At 66.2% G+C, this 25095-nt stretch carries 19 protein-coding genes; 5 read left to right on the top strand and 14 right to left on the bottom strand.

Annotated elements, in window-relative coordinates:
• Positions 1 to 118: 118 nt before the first annotated feature.
• Positions 119 to 1144, top strand: a complete 1026-nt coding sequence (locus tag LV28_RS30780; protein ID WP_023594907.1) for an XdhC family protein — start codon at positions 119 to 121, stop codon at positions 1142 to 1144.
• A 30-nt stretch (positions 1145 to 1174) separates the two neighbouring features.
• On the opposite strand, the gene LV28_RS30775 is transcribed toward LV28_RS30780, so the two are convergent.
• The 6 genes from LV28_RS30775 to LV28_RS30750 form a co-directional block, all read right to left on the bottom strand.
• Positions 1175 to 2338, bottom strand: a complete 1164-nt coding sequence (locus tag LV28_RS30775) for a DUF2827 domain-containing protein (protein WP_255315174.1) — start codon at positions 2336 to 2338, stop codon at positions 1175 to 1177.
• An 87-nt stretch (positions 2339 to 2425) separates the two neighbouring features.
• Positions 2426 to 3583 carry a DUF2827 domain-containing protein gene (locus LV28_RS30770; protein ID WP_023594905.1) on the bottom strand — a complete coding sequence of 386 codons (1158 nt, stop codon included), beginning with the start codon at positions 3581 to 3583 and terminating at the stop codon, positions 2426 to 2428.
• Complete coding sequence (locus LV28_RS30765) at positions 3576 to 4742, bottom strand: DUF2827 domain-containing protein (protein ID WP_023594904.1); 1167 nt, start codon at positions 4740 to 4742, stop codon at positions 3576 to 3578. The genes LV28_RS30770 and LV28_RS30765 overlap by 8 nt, the downstream gene beginning before the upstream one ends.
• A gap of 82 nt (positions 4743 to 4824) precedes the next feature.
• The gene (locus LV28_RS30760; protein WP_160117958.1) at positions 4825 to 9354 is read right to left on the bottom strand and encodes a YadA-like family protein; all 4530 of its coding nucleotides are present in this window, start codon (positions 9352 to 9354) and stop codon (positions 4825 to 4827) included.
• Positions 9355 to 9790: 436 nt separating this feature from the next.
• Positions 9791 to 10237: a carboxypeptidase regulatory-like domain-containing protein gene (locus LV28_RS30755; protein ID WP_023594901.1), complete on the bottom strand. Its 447-nt coding sequence runs from the start codon at positions 10235 to 10237 to the stop codon at positions 9791 to 9793.
• A gap of 105 nt (positions 10238 to 10342) precedes the next feature.
• Complete coding sequence (locus LV28_RS30750; protein WP_038618341.1) at positions 10343 to 11887, bottom strand: DegQ family serine endoprotease; 1545 nt, start codon at positions 11885 to 11887, stop codon at positions 10343 to 10345.
• A gap of 310 nt (positions 11888 to 12197) precedes the next feature.
• Here LV28_RS30750 and LV28_RS30745 point away from each other — a divergent pair, with 310 nt between their 5' ends.
• Positions 12198 to 12599, top strand: coding sequence for a hypothetical protein (locus tag LV28_RS30745; RefSeq protein ID WP_023871958.1), 402 nt, complete (start codon positions 12198 to 12200; stop codon positions 12597 to 12599).
• A gap of 148 nt (positions 12600 to 12747) precedes the next feature.
• Here the strand turns inward: LV28_RS30745 and LV28_RS30740 are convergent, their stop codons facing one another.
• Both LV28_RS30740 and LV28_RS30735 read right to left on the bottom strand, forming a co-directional pair.
• A complete protein-coding gene (locus LV28_RS30740; RefSeq protein WP_038618344.1) occupies positions 12748 to 14175 on the bottom strand; it encodes an ATP-binding protein in 1428 nt (475 codons plus the stop codon).
• Positions 14175 to 14867 (bottom strand): response regulator, encoded by a 693-nt coding sequence (locus LV28_RS30735; protein ID WP_038618347.1) that lies wholly within the window; start codon positions 14865 to 14867, stop codon positions 14175 to 14177. Before LV28_RS30735 ends, LV28_RS30740 begins: the two co-directional genes overlap by 1 nt.
• Before the next feature lie 528 nt (positions 14868 to 15395).
• On the opposite strand from LV28_RS30735, the gene dacB reads away from it, so the two are divergent.
• A complete protein-coding gene (gene dacB / locus LV28_RS30730; protein ID WP_038618350.1) occupies positions 15396 to 16925 on the top strand; it encodes a D-alanyl-D-alanine carboxypeptidase/D-alanyl-D-alanine endopeptidase in 1530 nt (509 codons plus the stop codon).
• 185 nt (positions 16926 to 17110) lie between these two features.
• Entirely contained in the window at positions 17111 to 18079 is a 969-nt protein-coding gene (locus tag LV28_RS30725; protein WP_023594894.1) for a sterol desaturase family protein, read from the top strand.
• 150 nt (positions 18080 to 18229) lie between these two features.
• Here LV28_RS30725 and LV28_RS30720 read toward each other — a convergent pair whose 3' ends face one another.
• The 5 genes from LV28_RS30720 to LV28_RS30700 all read right to left on the bottom strand — a co-directional run bounded on the left by LV28_RS30720 (position 18230) and on the right by LV28_RS30700 (position 23580).
• Positions 18230 to 19291: an L-threonylcarbamoyladenylate synthase gene (locus tag LV28_RS30720; protein ID WP_023594893.1), complete on the bottom strand. Its 1062-nt coding sequence runs from the start codon at positions 19289 to 19291 to the stop codon at positions 18230 to 18232.
• Between the two features lie 3 nt (positions 19292 to 19294).
• Positions 19295 to 20488, bottom strand: a complete 1194-nt coding sequence (locus tag LV28_RS30715; RefSeq protein WP_023871963.1) for a 5-(carboxyamino)imidazole ribonucleotide synthase — start codon at positions 20486 to 20488, stop codon at positions 19295 to 19297.
• 41 nt (positions 20489 to 20529) lie between these two features.
• A complete protein-coding gene (purE, locus tag LV28_RS30710; RefSeq protein WP_023594891.1) occupies positions 20530 to 21036 on the bottom strand; it encodes a 5-(carboxyamino)imidazole ribonucleotide mutase in 507 nt (168 codons plus the stop codon).
• Between the two features lie 16 nt (positions 21037 to 21052).
• Positions 21053 to 21943, bottom strand: coding sequence for a phosphoribosylaminoimidazolesuccinocarboxamide synthase (locus LV28_RS30705; RefSeq protein WP_023871964.1), 891 nt, complete (start codon positions 21941 to 21943; stop codon positions 21053 to 21055).
• A gap of 146 nt (positions 21944 to 22089) precedes the next feature.
• Positions 22090 to 23580, bottom strand: coding sequence for a hypothetical protein (locus LV28_RS30700; protein ID WP_025250457.1), 1491 nt, complete (start codon positions 23578 to 23580; stop codon positions 22090 to 22092).
• Between the two features lie 221 nt (positions 23581 to 23801).
• Here LV28_RS30700 and LV28_RS48660 point away from each other — a divergent pair, with 221 nt between their 5' ends.
• Entirely contained in the window at positions 23802 to 23945 is a 144-nt protein-coding gene (locus tag LV28_RS48660) for a hypothetical protein (protein WP_155252875.1), read from the top strand.
• Between the two features lie 30 nt (positions 23946 to 23975).
• Here the strand turns inward: LV28_RS48660 and fba are convergent, their stop codons facing one another.
• Positions 23976 to 25040, bottom strand: a complete 1065-nt coding sequence (fba, locus tag LV28_RS30695) for a class II fructose-bisphosphate aldolase (RefSeq protein ID WP_023594887.1) — start codon at positions 25038 to 25040, stop codon at positions 23976 to 23978.
• Positions 25041 to 25095 lie beyond the last annotated feature (55 nt).

Genomic DNA, 25095 nt, shown 5'->3' with positions numbered 1-25095 from the left:
AGGCGCCGTATCTCGTGGAATACAGCGCAAGCCAAGGCGCGCTATACTCGCCGAAACTCATCGAGCGGCGGCCTTTGTGCAGCGCGCCCCGCTCGCGAACCGGCGAAGGAACCGTGCTATGGACAGTGTCGATCTGGAAGTGCTGAAGTCCGCCGTACAGTGGACCCGCGCGGGCTTTTTCGTCACGCTCGGGACCGTTGTGCGCACCTGGGGCTCGGCCCCGCGCCCGGTGGGCTCGATGCTTGCGATTCGCGAAGACGGCCACATGGTCGGTTCGGTGTCGGGCGGCTGCGTCGAGGACGATCTCATCGAACGCATCCGCAACGGCGACTGGCCGCACGATCGCCCGCAGATCACGAGCTACGGCGTGACGGCCGAGGAGGCGCACCGCTTCGGCCTGCCTTGCGGCGGCACGTTGCAACTCGTGCTCGAACCCGTGAGCGAAGCGTCGCGCATCGCCGATCTGCTCGACAGCATCGCCAAATTCCGCCTCGTGGTGCGCGAACTGGACATGAAGACCGGCATTGTGCGCATGGCGCCTGGCCACCATGCGCCGTCGGTCGAATTCGACGGCGAGCGTCTCATCACCTCGCACGGCCCGCGCCATCGGCTGATCGTGATCGGCGCCGGGCAACTCTCGAAATACGTGGCGAGCATGGCCTGCGCGCTCGACTATCACGTGATCGTGTGCGATCCGCGCAGCGAATATGCGGACGAATGGCAGGTCGCGGGCACCGAACTCTCGCGCGAGATGCCCGACGACCTGATCGTGCGTTTGCAACTCGACTCGCACAGTGCCGTGCTCACGCTCACGCATGACCCGAAGCTCGACGACATGGCGCTGCTCGAGGCGCTCAAGTCGCCGGCGTTCTACATCGGCGCCATCGGCTCGCGCATCAACAATGCGCGCCGCCGCGAGCGCCTGTCGCTGTTCGATCTGAGCGCCACGGAAATCGAGCGCCTGCACGGCCCGGTCGGCATGCACCTCGGCGCGCGCACGCCCGCCGAAATCGCAGTGGCCATCCTGGCCGAGATGACGGCCATCAAGAACGGGATCGCCGTCACGCAGACATTCGCGCGGCGAACCGCCGACGCCCCGCCGCGCGAGGCCGCCGCCGAGGACGGTTGCCGCTCGATCGCATAGCCTCCCGATCTCGCCGGCCGCCGCGGCCGCTCAGCGGATCGGTCCGGCCATGACTTCGCCGAGCAAGGCTTCGTAGGTCCGCACGACCTCCGTGTTCTCGGGAAGGTATCGCCGAATCTGTTGCCGCTGCGCGAAGCGATAGGCGGCAAGACCCGCGTCGTGCCGGTCGAGCGCCTCGACCAGCCGGCGGGCGCCCGCGCCGAGATCGTTCCCCTGGTAGTAGTAGCCGAGGTCGCTGCACAGGCCCGCGTTATGAATCAGCGCGTAGCCTTGCCAGCACACTTCCAGATAGAAGTAGTTGAGCGGATTGGCCATCTGGTGCGAGATCACCACGTCGGTGTATTCGGCCAGAAACGTCGGTGTGTCGTAGCGCGGGAGGAAAGTCGCCTTGCGCTCGCGCACGATATCCAGCTGATGCATGAGTGCCACGAAGTCCGGGCTGTGCTCGGCCAGTCGCTGTGCATTGGTGACCTGCAACAGTGCGATGACGCCTGGCCGCTCGCGATACGCCAGCTCGGCGATCAGGATCGGATAGAGACAGAACTTGACGATGTCGACGTTGGGCTCCATGACGCTCAGGCGACGGGGCTCGGTGTGCGGCGCGTAGGCGCCCCCGCAAGGCTGTGCGCTCGCGCACGCCTCGAGGAAGACCGGACTCCACACGAACGGCACGGCATGCGCGCGTTGGCGTCGCAGCACCTCGAAGAACGGCCGGTTCGCATCGGCGACCTGCGGCACCATCCAGATCGCGTCATAACGCTGATTGACGAACAACCCGGCGCCCCACGCAGGCCGATCGAAGAGCATCGCCTGCGCCGCGAGCAGATACTCCGATCCACAGCAATACGACACCAGACGCACGCCGCGCGCCTTCAGGTAGCCGGTCTGATCGGCGTCGATCTGGCCGCCGAGCTCGATCAGCAGATCGATGTCGTCCTTGGCCGCCTCGAACGGCAGCGTCGGGAAGCGTGTCAACGACCATGGCAGCGTGTCGCCGAGCGGCACCGGTGTCGTGTTGAGCAGCGCCACGCTGTACACCGACGCACAGCGCGCGAGCGCGTCGGCCAGAAAAATCGCGTTCTGCTTGATGCCGTTGTTCCAGATCGTCTCGTCGGCACGATGCAGGCCGATGGTGATTCCGATGCGAAGCCTGGACGCGTTTTCCAGGTTTGCCAGATTTGCCACGTTTGTCACGTTTGTCACTCCCTGCCGCCGTGCGGGCGGTCGATGCCGTCGTGAAGTTGCGATACGTCGTCGATCGCACGCCGCGCGCTGCGCTTCTCAGGCCCCGGCGGGCCGGTACAGCGCTGCAATGGCTTCGCTGTACGCGCTCACGTTCGCGGCGTTCTCGATGCTGACGTCGTCGAGCAACTGGCGGGCGTCCCGGCGGTACTGCTCGAGATTGTCGTCATGCGTGCGAAACGCCTCGAGCAACCGGCGTGCCCCTTCCTCGCAATCGAACCCCGGATAGAAATAGCCGCACTTGCCCAGGAAGGGCGAGTTGTGAACCAGTGGATAGCCGCCGTACAGCAACTCGTAATAGAGGTAGTTCTGTGCGTTCTCCCACGTGTGCGACACCACGGCGTCGCCATGGCGCGACATGAACTCGAAGAGCGCGAAGCGCCCCTGAAACGACGCCACGCCGTGATCCACGATGTCGAGGCTGCGCGCGAAATGCACGAATGTGGCGTGCTCCTTGAGATGCAGCGTGTTGCACACCAGCACGCTCTCGGCAAACGACGGTTCGGCGCGATAGGCCAGTTCGGTCGCGAGCATGGGTATCACGCAGGTTTTGACCATGCAGATGTTCGGCTCGAAGATCGCCACGCGCCAGCGCGAGCGTCCGGGTCGGTAGCCGAACGCCTCCTGTTCGCCCAACGCGGCCCGTGCGCGGTCGAAGAGCATCGGATGCCAGATGTGGGGCACGATCGTCACCGGTGTGCGCAACGCGCATTCGAAGTAGCTCCGGCAGGTGACGCCAAACTCCGGAATCGTCCAGACACCGTCGTAGGTCGCCCCGGAGAAGAGAAACCCCGGGGGCTTGCCGAACATCGCGCGCTCGATGTCGATCACGTAATCGTTGCCCACGCGCATCGTCACGACCTTGCCGCCCCGTTCGCGGAATGCGGCAATCCACGCCACGTCGAGTTGCGCGCTCATTTCGATCATCACGTCGCAGCGCGCCATCGCCGCCTCGAGCGTGATCAGGGGGATGTTCGTGGCCTCCAGCATGAGGTCGGGCGATGGCGTCGCGGCGTTGCCGCCGTTGACCATCACGGCGTCGGCCACGTACGGCGAACGGCGCAGCAGCATCACCAGCAGCAGGCAGTTCTGGAAGATGCCGTTCTCCCACAACGACTGTCCGCTTCCCTTGACGAAGAGCGACACGCCGACCACAAGGCGCCGGTCCATCGCGGCGCGGTTCGATCGCTCAGACATCGACGCCTCCCTCGCTGCCCGTCGGCGCAAGCAGCCGGCCAGCGATGACCTGCCAGTTGTCCGGGTTGTCGATCGACACCGCGCGCAGCACCGCGTCGGCGCGCCTGCGGTAATCGGCGAGGCTGGCATCGTGATGTACCCAGGCGTCACGAAGGGCCGCCGCACCGGCAACGGCGTCGAACGATGGGTAGTAGTAGCCCGCGTCGCCGAGCATTCGCGTGTTGTGGATCAAGGGATAGCCTCCATACAGGGTGTCGTAGTAGAGGTAGTTCTGCGCGTTCTCCCATTGGTGCGAGATCACGGCATCGGTATGCTGCGCGAGCAGCAACGGAAGATCGATGCGATCGGTGAATGCCGCCTTGTGTTGCCGCACCAGATCGAGGCGGTTGGCGAAATAGACGAACGTCGGATGCTCGCGCACGTTCGTGGTGTTGACCACGGTGAGCTTCTCCACCGCCCCGGGATGTCGCCGATGGAAGGCGTCGGCCGCGAGCATCGGATACTGGCAGCTCTTGACCACCGAGATGTTCGGCTCGGCAATCGACAGACGCCACTTTCCCTCACGTGGCCGATAGCCGAAATGCAGGCCGTGCGAGGCGAGTTCGCGACAGCGCCGCTCGATGAAGTACGGCGACCAGAGATGCGGGATCGTGACGACGGGAATTCGCATGACCGTACGCAGGATCGCGGCATCGATGGACTGCGATTTGCGCAGGATCCACGCCTCGTCGAACGGACTGCCGTTGAACAGATGCCCCGAAGGCTTGCCGAAGATCGGCGTCTCGCACAACTCGCTGTAGGTGTTGCCCACGAAGCAGGCGATGAGCCGCGCACCGAGCGCCTTCATCCGCCGGAGCCATTCTCGCGGCAACTGCGCCCCCATCTGGATCACGACGTCGAGTTCGTGCGTGACATCGGCCGGGGCGACCAGCGGCACCCCAAGGTCGTGCAACTGAAGCCCGGGAGGAAGCGATCCGGCGTCGCCGCCGTTGAGGAAATACACGGGGCCGATGCGGTCGCAGGCCTTTAGCATCATGGCCAGGAAGGCCACGTTCTGATGGATGCCGTTCTCCCATATCTGCTGCGCATCTCGCGCGAACAGCGAGATGCCGACGGCCGGCCGGCGACCGGCCGCGTGTCTGGATCGAATGGCGCTCATCGGCAGCCTCCCCATGTCGCCTCGGCCGCCGGCCGCATGCCGCGTGTCGCTGGCGTCGCACGCGCGGGGGATGTCGGGCGCGTCACCATTGGTACGAGACGCCGGCGGCGTAGGTGTTGCCCTGGCGGCTGATTCCCGCGCCCAGGCGCGCCTTGAGATTGTCCGTAAAGCGCACCGACGCGCCGATCGACACCGCGGCCTGCCCCTGGAACGTGGCCGAGCCGACACCGAGTGCCACGCGCCTGCCGGGGTCCACCTCCGGAATCATCGCGAGTGCCGTTGCCGCCGCGATGCCCGAATAGGCGCGCCTGGCGACCTGATTGACGCCTGCCTGCACCCCCGCGAGCTGGCCCACGGTCGCCGCGTCTGTCGCGCGCCTGCCGGGCGCGAGGTTCGTGAGTCGCCGCTCGCTGCCGGGAGCACCGAACGACACCGTGCCCGGATCCTGCGCGACGGCATTCGCCCCGATGGCCACCGCACCGGCGCCGGAGGCCACCGCGCCCGCGCCCATCGCGACCGCGTCAGCTTCCTTGGCCGAGGCCGCATGGCCGATCGCCACGGCGTTCGCGCCCGGCGTCGCCGCCCTTGCGCCGAGCGCGGCGCTGCCCTGACCGACCGCGCTCGCGTCCACCCCGATGGCCATCGCGCCGGATCCCGACGCCCCTTCGCCGCGAGCGTTGCCCTTCGACGAGCCACCGTCGTTCACGCTGACATAGGACGCCTGCTTCGACGCGGGTTCCGCAGTCTGCTTCAGGGCCCCGCCCGAGTCGCCGTCCGTGGGGGGCCTCTGACTGCCGACAGAGGCGCTGAGGCGGGAGGCGAGCGAATTCATCGCGATCAACATGTCGCCGATGCCCGTCGACGCCGACGTCGAGAGCGACATCACGCGACTGTCGGTCATTTGCAACTGACTGACATTGACGGCATCGGTCGACGCGACGCCCGCGGCGAGGTTGGTCAACGCGACGGGCTTGGATGCCGCGGCTCCGCCCAGCTTCACCCGCTCGCGTCGCAAATCGTCGTACACCACGGCACGGCTGTCCCCCGGCGTGACGGACGCCATCTGCTTCAACCCCGTCGAGAGCGATGTCACATTGCGGTTGGTCTCGCTCAATTGCCGGAAATTGACGGCGTCGGTCGGGTGAGTGCCGTCGGCGACGTTCGCGAGCGCCACCGGCGAGGACGCGCCCGTGCCACCGAGCGTCAACATCCCGCGCGAGGCGTCGTCATATCGCGCGCTGTTTTCGATATCGACGGCGAGGGACCTCAGTTTGCGTTCCGAGCGCACCAACCCCGTGGAAAGCGTCCCCACGGTGCGATTGGTCTCGCTCAACTGGGCGAAATTGACGGCATCGCCCAACTCAACGCCTTTGGAAACGTTTCGCACCCGCACGGAGCGCCTGGAAACCGTGTCGCCAAGCGTGAGTGTGTCGCGGGTCTGCCCATCGTAGCCGACATAGTCCTCGGCATTTGCCTCGAGCATCGTCAGCCGCTTTTCAGCCTTGGTCATGCCGGTAGACAGCGAGCCCACCTGTTCGTCCGTCGTGCCAATGCGCTTCCAGAGCACGCCCACGCTGCTTCTGGTCGTGCTCAGTTGACGAAAGGTCACGGCGTCACTCGGATTCTTGCCGTCCGCCACGTTGGTCAGCGTGACTGGCGTCGAAGTGACTATGTTGCCGAGCGTTATCTTCGAATGGGAGCCGTCGTCGTATTGCACGCCATTGCCGGTGCCCTGGGAAAGACGCTCGATCTTGTTCAGCCGCGTCGAAAGCGCCCCCACCCGTTTGTCGATACTCGTCGAGATCGAACCGACGTGTCTGTTCGTGGCGCTCAATTGCGCGAAGTTGACGGCGTCGCCGGCGCGTTCGCCGTCGGCCACGTTGGCCAGCGTGACCGCACCGTCCTGGTTGTGTTCTCCAGTGGCTGCCACGCCACCGGCGACCAGGGTTCGGTGACTTCGACCGTTGGCGGACCGCACCACCGCGCCCGGAGCAACGAGGCCGGAGAGGGTCGTCGAGAGCGACGCCACAGTGCTGTTCGTGGTTCCCAGCTGGGCCGCGTTCACGGCGTCGTTCGGTCGGGTCCCGTCGGCGACATTGCCCAACGAGACGGGCGTTCTCGACAGACCGCCAAGCCGGAGCTTGGTCTTCGTCGCGTTGTCGTACTGCACAGCGATTTCCATTTCCGAGACCAGCGATTCGACCGTGCCGCCGATCGATTTCACACCCGTTGAAAGCGAACCCACGCCGATCTCGAACGTCGCCATGCTCGTCGAGAGCCGCATCACATTGCTGTTGGTCACCCCCAACTGTCTGACGGTGACCGCATCCGAATTCCGCACGCCGTCGGCAAGGTTGGTCAGGGCGACCGGGGCCGTCGGGTTCTTTCCGCCCAACGTCAGCATGTCGCGCCTGTCGCTGTCGTATTTCGCGAAGCTGGAAATGTCAGCCGTAAGCGCGGCAACAGTGCTCAGCCCCGTCGAGAGCGACGTCACGCCCTGTGACAACGAGACTGCCCCCGTCGAGAGCGACGTCAATCCCTGCCCCAACACGACCGCTCCCGTCGAAAGCGACGTCACGCCCTGCCCCAACACGACCGCTCCCGTTGAAAGCGACGTCAAACCCTGCCCCAGCGAGACCGCCCCCGTCGAAAGCGATGTCACGCCCTGCCCCAACACAACTGCCCCCGTCGAGAGGGATTCAACATGGCGACTCACCTCACCCAACTGACCGAAATTGACGGCATCTCGCGGCGTCTCTCCATCCGCAACGTTGCCCAGCTTCACCGGTGCGCGCGCCGATGTCCCCCCCAGCGTCAGACGCGCACGTTGCGTGGTGTCGTACTGCACAAAGCGCTCGACGTCGGTGGCGAGTGCCGTTGCCTTGCTCAAACCCGTGGACAGGGACGTCACACGATCCGAGAGGGCCGTCGCTCCCGTCGAGAGCGACGTTAACCCCTGCCCTAGCGAGACAGCGCCGGTCGAGAGCGATCCCACGTTTTTCGACAGCGCCGCCATCCCGGTAGAGAGCGAGCCGACGCGGCTGTTTGTCGCACTCATCTGACGGACATTGACCGCGTCGGTCGCGTTGACGCCCTCCGCGACGTTGGTCAGAATCACGGGCCGCGCCGACACGCGGCTCCCAAACGTCACCACTCCCTGCGTGTCGTCGTCGTACTGCACCGACGTCTCGATGCCGGCCGTCAGGCCAACCATCTTTCTGAGCCCGGTGGAGAGCGAGTTCACACTCTTGTTGGTCGCGACCGCCCCGGTCGAAAGCGATGCAACGCCGCTGTTTGTCTGGCTCAGTTGCCGGACCGTCACGGCGTCGTTCAGGCGCGCGCCGTCGGCCACGTTGGTCAGCTTCACCGGTTTCACGGAAAGCAGGTTTCCGAATGTCACGGACTCCTGCGATTCGTCGTCGTATCGAATGACGTTTTCCGTATCCGCCACAAGTGAAGTGACATGGCTCAGCCCTGTGGACAGCGACATCACGCCGTCGCTCAGCGAAGCGGTACTCGTGGATAGCGACGTCAAGCCTCGGTAGGCCACGCTGAGTTGCCTGACCGTCACGGCATCGCTTGCGTCCCTGCCGTCCGCCAGATTCGTCAGCTTGACCGGCTTTGCCGATACAGCATTGCCCAAGGACACGGACTCCCGCGATGCGTTGTCATACTTCACGGCATTCTCGAGATCGCGAGCACTGCCCGTCGAGAGCGAACTGATGCCGGAAGCCACCGAACTCAGGCTGGACGAAATCGAACTCATTCCCGTCGACATCGACGCCTTGAAGCCGGAGATATCGGTGCCGATCCTCGAGAGCGCGACGTTCGTTGCGTTCAACTGGGAGCCGTTCGTCGCATCGGTGCTCGACGAACTGATCCTGCCCGCCGCGACACGGGTGATGGTGCGCAAGCCTCTGTTTGAGCCGATACTCATCGTTGCCATGGGCGCACCGCCAGCAAATGCATACGTCTGACCGTTGATCGTGGCGCTCGGTGTACCGACCGCCTCGTCGGCCACCGCCCAATCGCCAATGGCCACCGATCCAATGGGTGATGCGGTGGCGGCATAGCCGATGGCAGCGGCATACTTGCCCGAAGCTTTGCTCCACGCCCCAAGGGTCATGCTGTACTCGCCGGCAGCCTTCGATTGCGCCCCGATCGCCATCGCGCCCTGTCCCGTCGCCACCGCTCCCGAGCCGATCTCGGTATTGCGTGGATCGTTCCGACTCGCAGTCCCCGCCCGAGCCCCCTCGCCCGACGCGTCGTCGTGATATGTCGCAGCCAACGTGCCCCCCCTCAAGGCGACCATCGCGGCATGATGTCCACGACCGGGACATTCATCCCCCCAGGCCGAGACAGCGCCGTATCCGTGAGCGACGAGGCTCCAGTCGATACGACAGGGCGCCTTGCCGTCGGCGGCCTTCGCCCGCGCGGGTGCCGGGAGCGACGCCAGGCATAGCGCCGCGCCCCCACAGAGCAATACACTCGCCCGCTTCAATGACGCCCCGCGCCGGGATCCGCCGGCCTTGCCCTGCCCCGTGCAAATTTCGGCGACGGCGACCCAGGCGTTTGTCCTGCGGCTGAAAACGAGACGATAGGTTTTGTTCATCACACGCTCCATCAAGCTCGAAAATCAACGTCGCGGTTCGCTTGTCGAATCGGTCGATCGGGTCTGCATCGAGCTCACTGGCGAACGCGTCCTCTTATCTCGGCGACTTCGGAGCGCAGAATCCCCCGCCGCCGATGACGAGTCATGATGGAAAGTTGACGAATGTCGCGCCTGGCGCGATTGGAAAGGGAAAGCAGCCAGGCTGCGCGCACGTGTGCCAGCGGAACTGGTAACGCGAGCGCCATTACGACGACGCCTTGGGAATCGGCGCAATCCGGGCGCGATGTGAATTCGCCTGCGTGTGTCGCGGCGTTTGCGCAAAAAAAAGCGCCGCCACGATAAACATGGCGGCGCAACTCGCTCACTCGTTGCGGAGTGGTACTGCCTGGGTTACTTCGTCACCCGTGGCACCTCGCGTGCCCGACCGATCGGCACATCAGTCGTGCGGCCACAGGAATACCGCGGAGGCGTGCCCCTTCGGAGACACCTTCACGTCCTTGGTCATTGGCTTGCCGTTGTGGGTCGCCTTCACGGTGTAGTCGCCCTCGGGCAACTTCACCAGCATGAACGGCCCTTTCGCGCGTGTATCGAGCACGGTGCTGCCGCCGCGCAGGATCTGCACCTGCGCGTCGGCCACGTATTCGTTCGCGCCATCACCACGGGCCGCCATCTCGATGGACAGCGGCCAGTGCGACGCTTCGCGCTTGAAAGCCCCCGACTCGTCGCTGTCGATACCGCCCGAGACGTACGTGACGCTGCCCTGCTGCATCGATGGCGGCAACATGCCGCCCTGCGCGTGAGCGACCGATATGCCGCCCATCGTTGCTGCCAGTGTTGCGGCGGTGGCGGCTGCCACCGACCAGCGTTGCCATGCTTGCCACATGTTCGACCTCCCGTTTCATGAAATCACGATGCCGGAACTTGCCGGTGACAATGCACCGGCACACAAGGTAGTGCGTGGCATCCCGTGCGGCGCCTCGCCCGACTGTCAGCCGAGGTCGACCGGGATGAAAATCTGTTGCCCGTCGCGCTGCACAAGCAACGCGACATTATTGCCAGCCTTCTTGAGCTTGTCGCTCAGTTGCGAGGCGCTCGTCACCGGCGTGCCGTTGAGCGACAGGATGATGTCGCCCGGCTCCACCCCGGCCTGTGCGGCGGGACCGCCCGCACGCGCCACCAGCAGGCCGTTCGTCACCTGCGCCGCGCGCTTCTCCTCGGGAGAGAGTTCGCGCACCGCGAGTCCGAGCCGCCCGTGCGTGGCCGAATCGTCGTTGCTCGCCACGTCCTTCTTTTCGTTGAGCGCACCGACCGTCACGCTCACGTCCTGCTTCGCACCGTTGCGCCAGACCGTGAGCGTCGCCTTCTGTCCGGGACGCATGTCGGCGATCTTCTCCGGCAACTGCACCGAGTCGTCGATGGTCGTGCCATTGACCGCCAGGATTACGTCGCCCGGCTTGAGGTCCGACTTCGCCGCAGGACCATGCTTGTCGATCGACGACACCAGAGCCCCCGTGGGCTTGGGCAGGCCAAAGGACTTCGCCAACGACTGGTTCACTTCCTGAATCGCCACGCCGATGCGCCCGCGGCTCACCTTGCCGTACTGCTGGAGCTGCGACTTCACCTTCATCGCCATGTCGATCGGAATCGCGAACGACAGCCCCTGGAAGCCGCCCGTGCGCGAATAAATCATCGAGTTGATGCCGATCACTTCGCCGTTCAGATTGAACAGCGGACCGCCCGAGTTACCCGGGTTGACCGGCACGTCCGTCTGAATGAACGGCGTATAGTTCTCGTCCGGCAGCGCCCGTGCCTTGGCCGACACGATACCCGCCGTCACCGTATTGTCGAAGCCATACGGCGAGCCGATGGCCACCACCCATTCACCGGCCTTCGTCTTCGACGGATCGCCGATCTTCACGGTCGGCAGATTCGTCGCGGCGATCTTGAGCAACGCCACATCGCTGGCCTTGTCGCTGCCCACGACCTTCGCCTTGTATTCGCGCTTGTCGTTGAGCTTCACCGTTACCTGGCTCGCATCGTCGACTACGTGGGCATTGGTCAGGATATAGCCGTCCGGACTCACGATGAAGCCCGAACCGAGACTGCGTGTCATCGCACTGGCGCTGTCGTCGCCACCGTCGCCGCCGTCATTGCCCGGCGCGCCGTAGAAGTGGCGGAAAAACTGGAACAGCGGATCGTTCTGATCCATGCCCGGGGGCATCTGCATCTGGCTCGACGCCGAGCCGCGCGCGGCCGAAGGTTTCGCATCGTGCGTCACACTGATGTTGACTACGGCCGGTCCGTATTGTTCCGCCAGTTGCGAGAAGTCCGGCACCAGCATGCGCGGCGCGGTGTTCGGGGTATTGGCGGCCACCGTGGCGGGGGCCGCGGCAGGATTGGCGGCGTTGGCGTCGCTGACCATTTCCGAGGCCAGCGGGGCCTGCCAATGCTGGCGACCGGCCACGTACCCGCCCGTCAAGGCGACGAGTACCGCGCTGGCAACCAACGTACGAGTGAGCTTCGAGGTCCTCATGAGTCTCTCCTTACCGACGACTGCGTTTGACATGACTCAGATCGTAGAGAAGCTCCCTTAAGGCAACCTTAAGACCGAAAATGCCTGCCGCCGCCCGCGCCTCGCAACATCGTCCTCCAACGGCAGGGCCATGCAGGATGTCACCCATTGAATACCGAACGACGTCCGATTGTGCATCTTGAGTTACGGCGGCGGGTGTTTGAAGGCGCCCTTCGCGTGGTTCGACTTGCCTTGGACGCCTACCGCTGTCTACGGTGACCTCGTGGTGCAATTCCGCACCGCACGTTCTTCGTCGACAGGAGGTTTCACGATGCATACGAACGACAAACCGGTCCCGGACTATCGCACGGCAGCCTTGCGTCACGTCGCCCGCGGGATCGGGTGCGCGGGCATGGCCCTGTGCCTGACGTTTTCGATCGCCGCTTTCGCCGCCGAGGGCAATGGCAACGGCGTGGGCACGCAAGGCCCGGCCGCCGACGCCATGCCGGGCAACGCACGGGGCGACGCGACGCAGGCGTGCACGGCAGATCGGCCCGATGACAAGATGCTCATGGGCAAGTCGCTCGCGCAGGTGAAGTCGATGCTGCGCGGATGCCCGTGGCGGATCGGCATGCAGGACGGCAAGCCCATGCCGACGACGCGCGACTACCGCCCGGATCGCCGCACGCTGACCATCGAGAACGACAAGGTGACGGCGGTGCAGCGCGGATAAGCGTGGAGAGGCGTGGAGAGGCGTCGGCATGCGCAAGCGGACGTGAGCGAGCAGACGTCGGCGGCGTCGCCCGCTTGCACGTGAGCGGGGCAAACGTTGCATGACAGACGTCTCCGCGCGGCGCGGCGGGGCTGTCATGGCTGCGGTGTCATAGCGCCGGGGGCACGGCCGACGCTGCCGCGCCGAAACTCACGCGCACGCGCAGTCCGTGTCCGGTGCGCGCGTCGAGCAGTTCCACGCGCGCACCGTGTGCCTGTGCGATGTTGCGCACGATGGCCAGGCCCAAACCGCTACCCTCCACGGGCGGCGAGGCACCCATGGCAGGGTGCGACGCGTCGCTCGCGTCGGATGGCTGCGCCCCACTCGGCGGCGCAGCCTCCTGGGCCGACGCCGCACCACCCCGGAAGAACCGGTCGAAAACCCGCTCACGTTCCGACGGCGCGATGCCCGGACCGTTATCCTCGACCTCGACGACGGTCCCCGCGCCGGGCGCGGCGGACACCAGCCGTACATCGACGTGGCCGCCGTGCGGCGTGTACTTCAACGCGTTGTCGACGAGATTGCCGAAAAGCGTCTGCAAGGCGTCGGCATCGCCGCGCACGTGGCTGAGGTCCGCCAGCGCCTGCGGGGCGTCGAGCCCGAGATCGATACCCCGTGCGACCGCCAGCGCGGCATGATGCGCGACGACATCGCGCAACAGCGGGGCGAGCGGTACGTCGGCGAACGCCGTGGCCGCACGCGCGGTATCAGGGGCCTGACGCGCCAGGGTGAGCAATTGCGCGACCATGTGCGACGCGCGTCGCACGCCGTCGTGCAAATCGCGCATGGCTTCGGCCCGCTCGGCGTCCGTGTGCGCGCGATCGAGCAGTTGGACCTGCAGTTGCAGCGCGGCCAGCGGGGTGCGCAGTTCATGCGCGGCGTCGGCCACGAAGGCCTTCTGCTGCCGTAGCGCGTCGTCGAGTCGGCCAAGCAGGCTGTTGAGCGCCTGCACCAGCGGACGCACCTCGTCCGGCAACCCGGTCTCGGGCAACGCTTCGAGTGCACCGGGGGCGCGGGCGTCGAGCGCCTTCGCCACCCGGCGCAACGGCTTGAGGCCGCGTCCGACGACCAGCCACACGAGCAACCCGAGCAACGGCATCGCGACCACCAGCGGCAACAGGGTGCGCAGCGCCATCGACACGGCGAGCGAGTCGCGAATGACCATCGGTTGGGCCAGTTGCACCACGTTGTCGCCGACCAGCGCCGAATACACGCGCCAGTCGCCCTTGGGCGTCTGCACCGTCGTGAAGCCGAGTTCGGCGCGGCGCGGCAACGGCGTGCGCGGATGCGAGTAGTACAGCTCGATGCCGTTGCGACTCCAGATCTGGATCACCAGGCCATCCGAGCCATTGTTCTCGCCCGGCACGCTGGAGAAAGGCTCGGCGGGCAGCGACAGCGCCATCTGCTGTAGCTGGAAATCGAACAGCGCATTGGCTTCGGTGCGCGCCTGCCGAAAGATCGCGATGCCCGCGAGCAGCAACGCGATCGACAGCGTGACGAGCAGCCCGGCCAGCAGGCGGCGGCGAATGGAGCCCATCAGTCCGACCCCGCGCTCGACGCGCCGTCAACGGATGCGGCGGGCATCATGTAACCGACGCCGCGGACCGTGCGAATGGCATCGGCGCCCAGCTTCTTGCGCAGTCCATGGATATGCACCTCGACCGCATTGCTCGCCACTTCTTCCCCCCATCCGTAAATACGCTCTTCGAGCTGCCCCTTCGACAATACCGCGCCTGGCCGGTTGAGCAGCGCTTCGAGCACCGCGTATTCGCGTGCGGAGAGCACGACGGGCGCGCCCGCGCAAGTCACCTGCCGGGTCGCCGGATCGAGCACGATGGCACCATGGCGCAGCAGCGGCTCGCTGCGCCCGGCCTGGCGGCGCACCAGCGCGCGCAGGCGCGCCGCGAGTTCGTCGAGATCGAAAGGCTTGACGAGATAGTCGTCGGCGCCGGCGTCGAGCCCCTTCACCCGGTCGGCCACGGCATCGCGCGCCGTGGCGATGAGCACCGGCAGCGTCTGGCCACGCGCGCGCAAGGTGCGCAGCACGTCGATGCCGTCGCGACGCGGCAAGCCGAGATCGAGCAGCAGCGCGTCGTACGCTTCGATCGAGAGCGCGTCGAGTGCACGCTGGCCGTCGCCGACGTGATCGACCGTCCAACCGTCCTGCCGCAGTCCTTTCACCACGGCAGCGGCAATCATCGTATCGTCTTCCACCAACAGGATTCGCATGGGTCGGGCACCGGTAGCGTCTGTCGTCCGCACTCTGAAGGCCTGTCGGATCCGGGGAACACGCGGTCATCGCCGCCCCGCCGATTGTTGCCTATGCGTGACACTCAAGGGATTTCGACTCATTGTAGCGACAGTTCGTTGCATGACCGTCTTACAATGGCACGCATGGCGCCGCGCATGTCAGACGCACATCGCGGCGCAGTGACTCACCTCATCGCTTCGCCGCTGCGTCCGCACAGTGCCGTCCGAGCCGCCCGCCCCCATCCTGCGCGGCGGCCCGACTCCCGTGTGGCGGGACGCAGCACGCAACATTGGAGAATCTCGCCCGCCATGCGCGCCTCACGCCTGCACAGCCGCACACCCTTCGCGTTGCTCGCGCCCAATGCATCCGATGTCCCCCATGCGCACCATGCGCATCATGCGGCTGTCCCATCCGCGCACGCGATGCCGCACAGTGCGACGCCCGAGCGCCAGACGCACGCGCTTCGCGAGGCGAGTACGCTCCGCGGCCGTCCTCGCCTAGCTCGCATGAGCGGCACCGGTCGCACCGCCCTGGCGCTCGCGCTGCTGCTCGCGACGAGTGCGGTCATGACGAGCGCGCCCGTATATGCAAAGCCGCTCAAGCACGCGAAGATGCCCAAGGTGCCTGCCACCGCCGCGCACGCAACGCCGCTGCCGCCCGAACTGGCACGCGCGCTTGCAGCGAGCAAGGTGCCCGCCGCAAACGTGAGCGTTATCGTCGCGAAGGTCGACAATCCGCTGCAAACGCGAGGCCGCATTGCGGCGCCCCTGCTCGCCATGAACCCCGGCGTGCCGCGCAACCCGGCCTCGACGATGAAACTTGTCACCACCATTGCCGCGCTCGATACGCTGGGCCCGGACTATCGCTGGCGCACGCAGGCCTTCACCGACGGTACGTCGGACGGACGCACGCTCGACGGCAACCTGTATTTCAAGGGCACGGGCGATCCGAAGCTCGTGCCCGAAGAGATGGAGAAGTTCGTGGCCGAGCTGCGCAACGCCGGCGTGACCAACATCAATGGCGACATCGTGCTCGACCGCTCGGCCTACAGTTCGGACATCGGCGCGACGGGTGCGATCGATGGCGAGGACGACCGCCCCTACAACGTCGCGCCCGATCCGCTCCTGTATTCCTTCAAGGCGATGTCGTTCAGCTTCGCGGGCAACGCGAACGGTACGGTCGACGTGAACGTGCTGCCGCCGCTGGCGAATCTGCAAGTGGCGAACGACATGGCGTCGTCGCCCGCGGGCAATTGCGGCGACTGGCTCACGCGCATCCACCCGACGCTCAGCACAACCGCGGACGGTGCCTACGTGGCGCGCTTCTCCGGCAATTACCCGGCGTCTTGCGAGGACAAGGGCTGGAACGTGGCGGCGCCCGATCGCGACCGCTTCTTCCTTGGCGGCTTTCGCGCGCTATGGCAGGCGTCGGGCGGACAGTTCAACGGCAATGTGCGCACCGGCACCGTGCCCCCGGGCGCCCGTTTGCTCGTCACCCACCGAGGTCAGACGCTGGCCGACGTCGTTCACGACATGAACAAGTTCAGCAATAACGTGATGGCGCGCCAACTGTTCCTCACGCTCGGGCTCGCCGCCGATAACTACAAACACCCCGCGAGCATCGCCCGCTCGCGCGACGTCCTCGATCGCTGGCTCGACAGGAACGATTTCGCCATGCCCGGACTCGTCATCGAGAACGGCTCGGGCCTGTCGCGCATCGAGCGCATCAGCGCGTCCGAACTCGCGACACTGCTGCAACACGGCATCAACAGCCCGACCGGGCAAGTGCTTGTCGAGTCGATGCCGACCGTGGGGGTGGACGGCACCATGCGCAACCGTCTTACGAATCGCGACGTGGCCGGCAACGCCCACATCAAGACCGGCACGCTGGACGACGTGACCGCCGTGGCCGGCTACGTCGGCACGCGCACGGGCAACACCTACGTCGTTGTCTCGCTGGTCAACGACCCGCGCGCGAGCAACGCACGCGGCTTCAACGACGCCCTCATCTCCTGGGTGTACCAGCACGCGCCCTGAACGTCCGCGCGCATGGCGAACGCGCCCGACGCCACATTTGACGTTTCCCTCTAACGCGCGCGTTCTCCGGGCGCATTCGCGTCAGAATAGACGTTCCATCGGTGCCACCTTCGCCAGGGAATCACGACAAGCGAGACGCAAGGGGCGCCGGTTCAGATGACCCAATCGTGAGGAGACGCGAGGTCATGAACGTCGAGTTGATCCTGCTGGCGCTCGCCCCGGTATTCGTGCTGTGCATCGGCATCGAAGCCTGGTACTGGCGCCGCCGCCCCGGCATGTACAGCCTGAAGGACACCGTGAGCAACGCCACGCTCGCACTCATGCATCAGGGCGCCGACAAACTGGCATGGCTGCTGGTCGTGCCTTTCTATGCATGGCTTTACGATCACTACCGCCTCTATACGATGCCCGGCGGCTGGCTGGGCTTCCTGCTGCTCTTCGTCGTGCAGGACTTTCTGTACTACGTGTTCCATCGTGCCAGCCATCGCATTCGCTGGCTGTGGGCCGCGCACGTGGTGCATCACTCGTCCGAACGGCTCAATCTGTCGACGGCGTTCCGGCAGAGCCTGATGTACCCGGTGGCGGGCATGTGGCTGTTCTGGACGCCCATGGCACTCATCGGCTTCACCCCCACGCAGATCGTTGGCGTGGTGCTGCTCAATCTCGCGTTCCAGTTCTTCGTCCACACGCAGGCGATTCCGAAGCTGGGGTGGCTCGAGTACGTACTCAATACGCCGTCGATCCATCGCGCTCACCACGCACGCAATCCGCGTTACATCGACCGCAACTACGCGGGTGTGCTCGTCATCTGGGACCGGATGTTCGGCTCATACGTCCCGGAGAGCGAGGCCGAGCCCTGCGAGTACGGGATCGTCGACCCGATTCACACGCACAACCCGATCACGCTGACGTTTCACGAGTGGCGCACGATGGCGCGCGATGTCGTCACGATGCCCGGCTGGCGCAACAAGGCCATGGCGCTTTTCGGACCGCCCGAGTGGCGCCATGCCTGGCAAGCGGCGCAGACGTCAAGTGCCCCGGCGAATGCTCGGGGGCTGGCGGATGCGGCAGCGGCGGGAGGCCTCGGACAGCTGGGTGACGTCGCAGGGGTGAGCCAGGACGGCGCGGCCGGCGCTTCGCGAAAAGGGCTTTGACGCCCCCACGCCGGCGAGGCGGCGTGGATCAGCGCAGGGCGATGTCGTGGGGTGGACGTCGGCGTTGTGACATGGTGGCGGACGCCGCCCTGCGACAGGCAGCACAGGTATGCCGCGTTCGAGCGATACGCGTGATTCGCGTGATTCGCCTTATGCGCGCTCGAACGCCGCCGCGGCGCGCCCGAGGCGGTCGCCCACAGCGGCCCACGCGGGCGTGTCGGGCAGGCGCTCGAACAGAATGTGCGTGACGTCGGCGCGATCGAGGCGGCGCAACATCGCGTACAGATCGGTGGCCAGCGCCGCGGGCGTTGCCGGCAGCACGATCCGCACAACGTCCTTCGACGCGACAACGTCGGCAGGCAATGCGGCGAGCGTGGGCGCGAACGCCGCCACGGCCACCCGCTCACCCTGCGGACGCACCGCCAGCGCCGGCGCGAACTGCGCCGCGTCGCACAGATAGAGCGGCGTACGGGGCGCGTAATGTGCCTTGAGCGTGCCCGATGCACGCGGTGCGTCGACATCTTGCCCCGGCAGACGCGGCATCTCGCCCAGCACTTCGGCGATCTGCTCCGGCGTGATGTGTCCGGGACGCAGCAATGCCGGAAATCCGCGCGACAGGTCCACGATGGTCGATTCGATCCCGACGGCCGCCTCGCCGCCGTCGAGCACATGCACCGTCACGCCCGGCAATCCGGCGAATTCGTCGCGCACGTGTTGCGCAGCCGTCGGGCTGACCTGCCCGAAGCGATTGGCCGACGGCGCCGCCACGCCGCCCTGCCCGCCCTTGATCCGCTCGAATGCGCGCAGCAGTGCCTGGGCCACGGGGTGCGACGGGCAACGCAGCCCCACCGAATCCTGGCCACCGGAGACGGCGTCGGGAATATGCGGAGCGCGCTTGAGAATCAGCGTGAGCGGGCCCGGCCAGAACGCATCCATCAGCTTGCGTGCCGCAGGCGTGACGTCGTCGCTCCAGTAGCCCGGATCGCCGTCCGGCGAAAAGTGCACGATGACGGGATGATTGGCCGGCCGGCCCTTCGCGGCATAGATCGCCGCCACCGCCGCCGGATTCTCCGCGTCGCCGCCCAGGCCGTAGACCGTCTCTGTCGGGAACGCGACCAGCTCGCCGGCGGCGAGTTGTTCGGCCGCCCGCTCGATGGCGTCGTCCGACGGCATGACGATGCGCGGCGCTTGCGGCGGCGAAGCGGTCGTCATGGCTCAGTCTTCCAGCGCGATGTTCAGGCTCGCCGCGGCCTTCCTGCACGCCGCGCGGGCTTCGTCCAGCGAGGCACCGGCGAACGTGATGTGCCCCATCTTGCGGCCCACGCGCGCGTCTTCCTTGCCGTACAGATGCAGGCGTGCCGACGGCAACGCCACCACGTCGTGCCATGCGGGTGTGCGCGGCTGATCCTTGGCGTCGCCCGTGAACCACACGTCGCCGAGCACGTTGAGCATCACCGCCGGCGAATGCTGACGCGTCTCGCCGAGCGGCAGGCCGGCCATCGCGCGCACCTGCTGCTCGAACTGGCTCGCGGCGCAGGCATCGATCGTGTAGTGACCGCTGTTGTGCGGGCGCGGCGCCATTTCGTTGGCTACGAGCGAACCGTCCTGGAGAATGAAGAACTCGACGCACAGCACGCCGACATAGTCCATCTGCGACGCGATCGTGGCCGCGGCCGCACGCGCCGCGTCGGCGAGCGCCGGGGCGGCGTCGGGCGCCGGCACCGTCGTGGTCGCGAGGATGCCGTCGATGTGCACGTTCTGGGCGAGCGGATAGGTGGCCACCGTGCCGTCGGCGCCACGCGCGCTCAGCACCGACACTTCGAAGGCCAGCGCCAGGCGCTTTTCCAGCACGCACGGCACGCCGCCCAGCGCGGCGTAGGCGTCGCGCGCTTCGGCAGGCGTATTCACGCGCACCTGGCCCTTGCCGTCGTAACCCATGCGAGCCGTCTTCAGAATACCGGGCAGCACGCTCGAAATGGCGACGTCGCCAATGGCGGCGAGTGCGTCGTTCGATTCGATGACGAGATGCGGGGCCACCGGCACACCGCAACGCTCGATGAAACGCTTCTCCGCAACGCGGTCCTGCGCGATCGCCACGCAGCGCCCGGCAGGGCTCACCGTCGTGGTTTGCGCGAGGTAGTCGAGCGACTGCGACGGCACGTTCTCGAACTCGGTCGAGACGGCCGGACACAGCGCGGCCAGCTCGGCCAGCGCCGCCTCGTCGCGATAGTCGGCAACGATCAGGCGGTCGGCCACGGCGCCGGCCGGGCAACGCGGGTCCGGATCGAGCACGCAGACCTTGTAGCCCATCGACTGAGCGGCGAAACAGAACATGCGGCCGAGTTGGCCGCCGCCCAGCATGCCCAGCCATTGGCCGGGAAGGATGGGCGCAGCGGAGGCAGAATTCATCTTGAGTGAGGCGCTGACAGTAGCGGGGACGATCTTTTCTTTTACAGTGCCGGCAGCGTCATGCCGCGCGCCGCTTCGGTCTGCTTCGCGCGAAACGCGTCGAGCTTGTCCGAGAGCGCCTTGTCGTCGGCCGCGAGCATCGAGACCGCGAACAAGGCGGCGTTGGCCGCGCCCGCCTCGCCAATGGCGAAGGTCGCGACCGGCACGCCCTTGGGCATCTGGACGATCGAGAGCAGCGAATCCTCGCCGCGCAGGTATTTACTCGGCACCGGCACGCCGAGCACCGGCACCGTCGTCTTGGCGGCGATCATGCCCGGCAGGTGGGCCGCACCGCCCGCGCCGGCGATGATCGCGACGAGGCCGCGCTCGCGCGCCGCTTCGGCGTAGCGGAACATGTCGTCGGGCATGCGGTGCGCCGAGACGACCTGTGCCTCATACGGCACGCCGAACTCGGCCAGGATGGCGGCCGCGTTCTTCATCACTTCCCAGTCCGAGTTGGACCCCATCACCACGCCCACGCGCGGGGCCAAGGCTTGTTTCTCGCTCATCTTGCCGATGCTCCGCTCAGGCCAGTTGCTGGCCGGTCAGGCGCTCGAGCGCCTCGCGGTACTTGGCGGCCGTCTTCTGCACGACCTCGTCGGGCAGTTTCGGCGCCGGCGGCGTCTTGCCCCACGGCTGCGTTTCGAGCCAGTCGCGCACGAACTGCTTGTCGAACGACGGCGGATTGCTGCCCACGGCGTACGAATCGGCCGGCCAGAAGCGCGACGAATCGGCCGTCAGCGCTTCGTCCATCAAATGCAGCTTGCCTTCGTCGTCCAGGCCGAATTCGAACTTCGTGTCGGCGATGATGATGCCGCGCGTGGCCGCGTAGGCGGCCGCTTCCTTGTACAGGCGGATCGAGATGTCACGGATCTGCTCGGCCAGCTCGCGGCCCACACGACCGATCATGTCGTCGAAGCTGATGTTCTCGTCGTGCTCGCCCAGCTCGGCCTTGGCGGCCGGGGTGAAGATCGGCTCGGGCAGTTGCTGCGCGTTCTGCAGGCCGGCCGGCAGCTTCACGCCGCACACGGCACCCGTGGCCTGGTAGTCCTTCCAGCCGCTGCCGGCCAGATAGCCACGCACCACGGCTTCCACGAGAATCGGCTTCAGGCGCTTGACGACCACCGCGCGGCCGGCAACCTGTGCAACTTCGTCGGCGGCGACGACCGACTCGGGTGACACGCCAGTGAGATGGTTCGGCACCACATGCGAGAGCTTGTCGAACCAGAAGTTCGCCATCTGGTTGAGCACGCGGCCCTTGCCCGGAATCGGCTCGCCCATGATCACGTCGAACGCCGAGAGGCGGTCCGTCGTCACGATCAGCAGCTTGTCGTCGCCAACGGCGTAGTTGTCGCGCACTTTGCCGCGCGAGAGCAGCGGCAGGCTCTTGAGGGAGGATTCGTACAGGGCGTTCAGGGCGGGGGTAGTCACGGCGGGACCCAATATCAGGAAGGGCAAAGGCGTAATTATACGCGCGTTGGGGGCCGTTTCACGAAGATGTCGGCCCGGCGGGATGCCGGGCAGGGTTCAGGGCGCGAGCTGCCCCGTGAAATCCGAAAAGATCAGACGGACGACGGCAGGAACTGCGGCGCGAGCCGCGCCCTTTCCGACGCCCGGACGAGCAGCGCGATGACGGGCACGCGCGAGATCGGATTCGTCATGCCGTCGGCCCGCCCCGACCGCTTGCACTGCCGATACCAATCCGCCACCGACGCGACGTCGTAGTATTTGTTGTCGCAGACGAGGTCGCGGTCATCGAGCGAGACCAGGCGCACGGCGTTCGGATCCTCCGGATCGATGGGCTGCAGCGAGATCCGGTCGAGATGCCGCTCGACGTAGCCAGGCGTGAGGAATCTGAGCACACCGCTCACGCGCATCTCCCCGCCAAGCCACAGCAGCGCCGTGCCGATCGGCAGACCCGCCGAAGCCAGCAATGGCGCCACGTGTTCGAAATGCGCCTCGAAAATGTCTGCCACTTTGCAGCGCCCCTCGCGGCTGCGCCAGGTAACGTCGGCGTTCGGCTTGGTCATGAGCGTCTCGAGACGCTGCATGAGCAGGTAAACCTTGCGCTCCTGGGCTTCGTCTCCCCTGCCCGGCCTGCGCAGCATGGCGATGAGCGAGGCCAGTTCGGCAATGTTGTCGAAGCTGTCCGAGGCAGCGTCGATGTGACGTGCACTTTCTTCCGAGCGTTGCGTGACGACCGCGTCGGAGATCGCAGCCCGGAGCGCGGCGTCCCCGTTCGTGAGCTGCAATGCGGCGCTGGCGATGACCGCGCTGGGACGCGCAATGCCGTTCGTCGAGCAGACGAGCGCGATCTTGCCGGGATTCTGACGCATGAATTCGGCCACGCCGCGCCCGGCCTCCCACAGGGTGCGGCCCGCGATCACCGTATTGTGATGCGCCATCCCCTCGAACTCCATGAATTTCACGTGAGACAGTCCGCCCGCCAGACTCACCGGCCTCGCGCCGGACGATGACGATGATGGCGCCGCCGCGCCGGTCCGGGCCGGATCGCTTGCGCGCTGAATGCGGGCGATGTAAGCGCCGATGGGCTTCTCCTGGTAGCCCGAACGGCGATCGGATTTTCCGGTCTCTCCTCGGGCGCCGGACAGCGAATCCGCAGGTGGCGTCCACGGCTCGACGGAGAACACGGCACCGATCTGGGTGTGCGCCTTGAGGATGGCCGTGAGCGCGCCCGCCTCCCGCGACGCGGCCGTCGGGCCGACGATGAACCGGAATCCGCCCAGTTCGATCAGGCCATAGCGCGTGCATCTGCCGTCGATGTCGATGAGCTTGGCCGTGTTGACCTTGTAGAAGTCGGCCCAACCCTGTGCATCGGTCGGCGCCGCCCAGTCGGGGGCGGGATCGTACTGCCCCCAAAGCCGGATCGGGTTGGGGATCTCGCTCGACGCGCCCGCCTCGCCGCACGCCACCGCCGGGTCCCGCGCAGCGCACGCGGGCAGCCGCGTGGGCTTTCGCACGCGCGCATAAATAGGCGATTGCGACGTACCGGGCTCGTCCGAGTCCGGCAGCACGTGCCCGGCGCGCGTCATTTCCCGCGCCATGCGCGAGGAAGTCCCCGAGGATGGCGACGAGTCACCGGGTTGTGACAGTCCGAGACACCGGGTGAAAGTCGTGGGCAAGCATTTCAAGGGCATCGATACCTCCGGGTGGCCCGCCGCGCGGCGGGCAGGTGAAAAAAGGAGGCTTCGGAGACTGCCATGACGCGCCGCCCCGGACTTCCGGAATACGGGCACCGTTGTGGCTTTGCATCGTGACGCTGATCGTCGACGGCGTGGAAATGCTCACCGCCACGATCCGCCCGGAACTGGGCGGCAAGTTCCAGTTGCCGATGCCCAAAGAAAAAGCCCGGCTTCTGTTCCAGCGAGTGCTGGCGAGAGCCGGGCCTGCGACCTGACGGCCGCCGTGCGTCGCGTGACGCCCTGGATTACTTCACGATCTGCGCGAGATCGCCGCTCTTGTACTTCTCGGCCATCTTTTCGAGTGCGATCGGCTTGATCTTGCCGGCCTGGCCTTCGCAGCCGAACGACAGATAGCGCGCCTTGCAAACCAGCTTCGCGGCTTCGCGCGCCGGCTTGAGGTAGTCGCGCGGATCGAACTTGCTCGGGTTTTCGAACAGGTAACGACGGATCGCGCCCGTCATGGCCAGGCGAATGTCGGTGTCGATGTTGATCTTGCGCACGCCATGCTTGATGCCTTCGACGATCTCTTCGACCGGCACGCCGTACGTTTCCTTCATGTCGCCGCCGAATTCGCGGATCTCGGCGAGCAGCTCCTGCGGCACCGACGACGAACCGTGCATCACCAGGTGGGTGTTCGGAATGCGGCGGTGGATTTCCTTGATGCGGTCGATGGCGAGAATGTCGCCGGTCGGCTTGCGGCTGAATTTGTAGGCGCCGTGCGAGGTGCCGATGGCGATCGCCAGCGCGTCGCATTGGGTCTGGTGCACGAAATCGGCGGCCTGATCCGGATCGGTCAGCAGTTGCTCGCGCGTCATCGTGCCGTCGGCGCCGTGACCGTCTTCCTTGTCGCCCTTCATCGTTTCGAGCGAACCCAGCACGCCCAGCTCGGCTTCCACCGTCACGCCGATGTAGTGCGAGAACTCCACGACCTTCTTCGACACTTCGACGTTGTACTCGTAGCTCGCCACCGACTTGCCGTCGGCTTCGAGCGAGCCGTCCATCATCACGCTCGAGAAACCGCTCTTGATGGCGGCCATGCACACTGCCGGCGACTGGCCGTGATCCTGGTGCATCACCACCGGGATGTGCGGATAGGCTTCCACGGCCGCCGAGATCAGGTGACGCAGGAACGCCTCACCGGCGTACTTGCGGGCACCGGCCGAGGCCTGCATGATGACCGGCGCGCCGACTTCGTCGGCGGCGGCCATGATCGCGGAAACCTGCTCGAGATTGTTGACGTTGAAGGCCGGCAGACCGTAGCCGTTTTCGGCGGCGTGGTCCAGCAGCTGTCGCATAGAGACTAGGGGCATGATGTTCTCCTTGGAATCACAAAACTAAGCAAATCTTTCTTCGATCCAGAGGCGC

This window comes from Pandoraea pnomenusa (assembly GCF_000767615.3).
Taxonomy (GTDB): Bacteria; Pseudomonadota; Gammaproteobacteria; order Burkholderiales; family Burkholderiaceae; genus Pandoraea; species Pandoraea pnomenusa.
The sequence above is the reverse complement of the archived record's forward strand: the minus strand, read 5'-3'. Positions and strand labels throughout refer to the sequence as shown.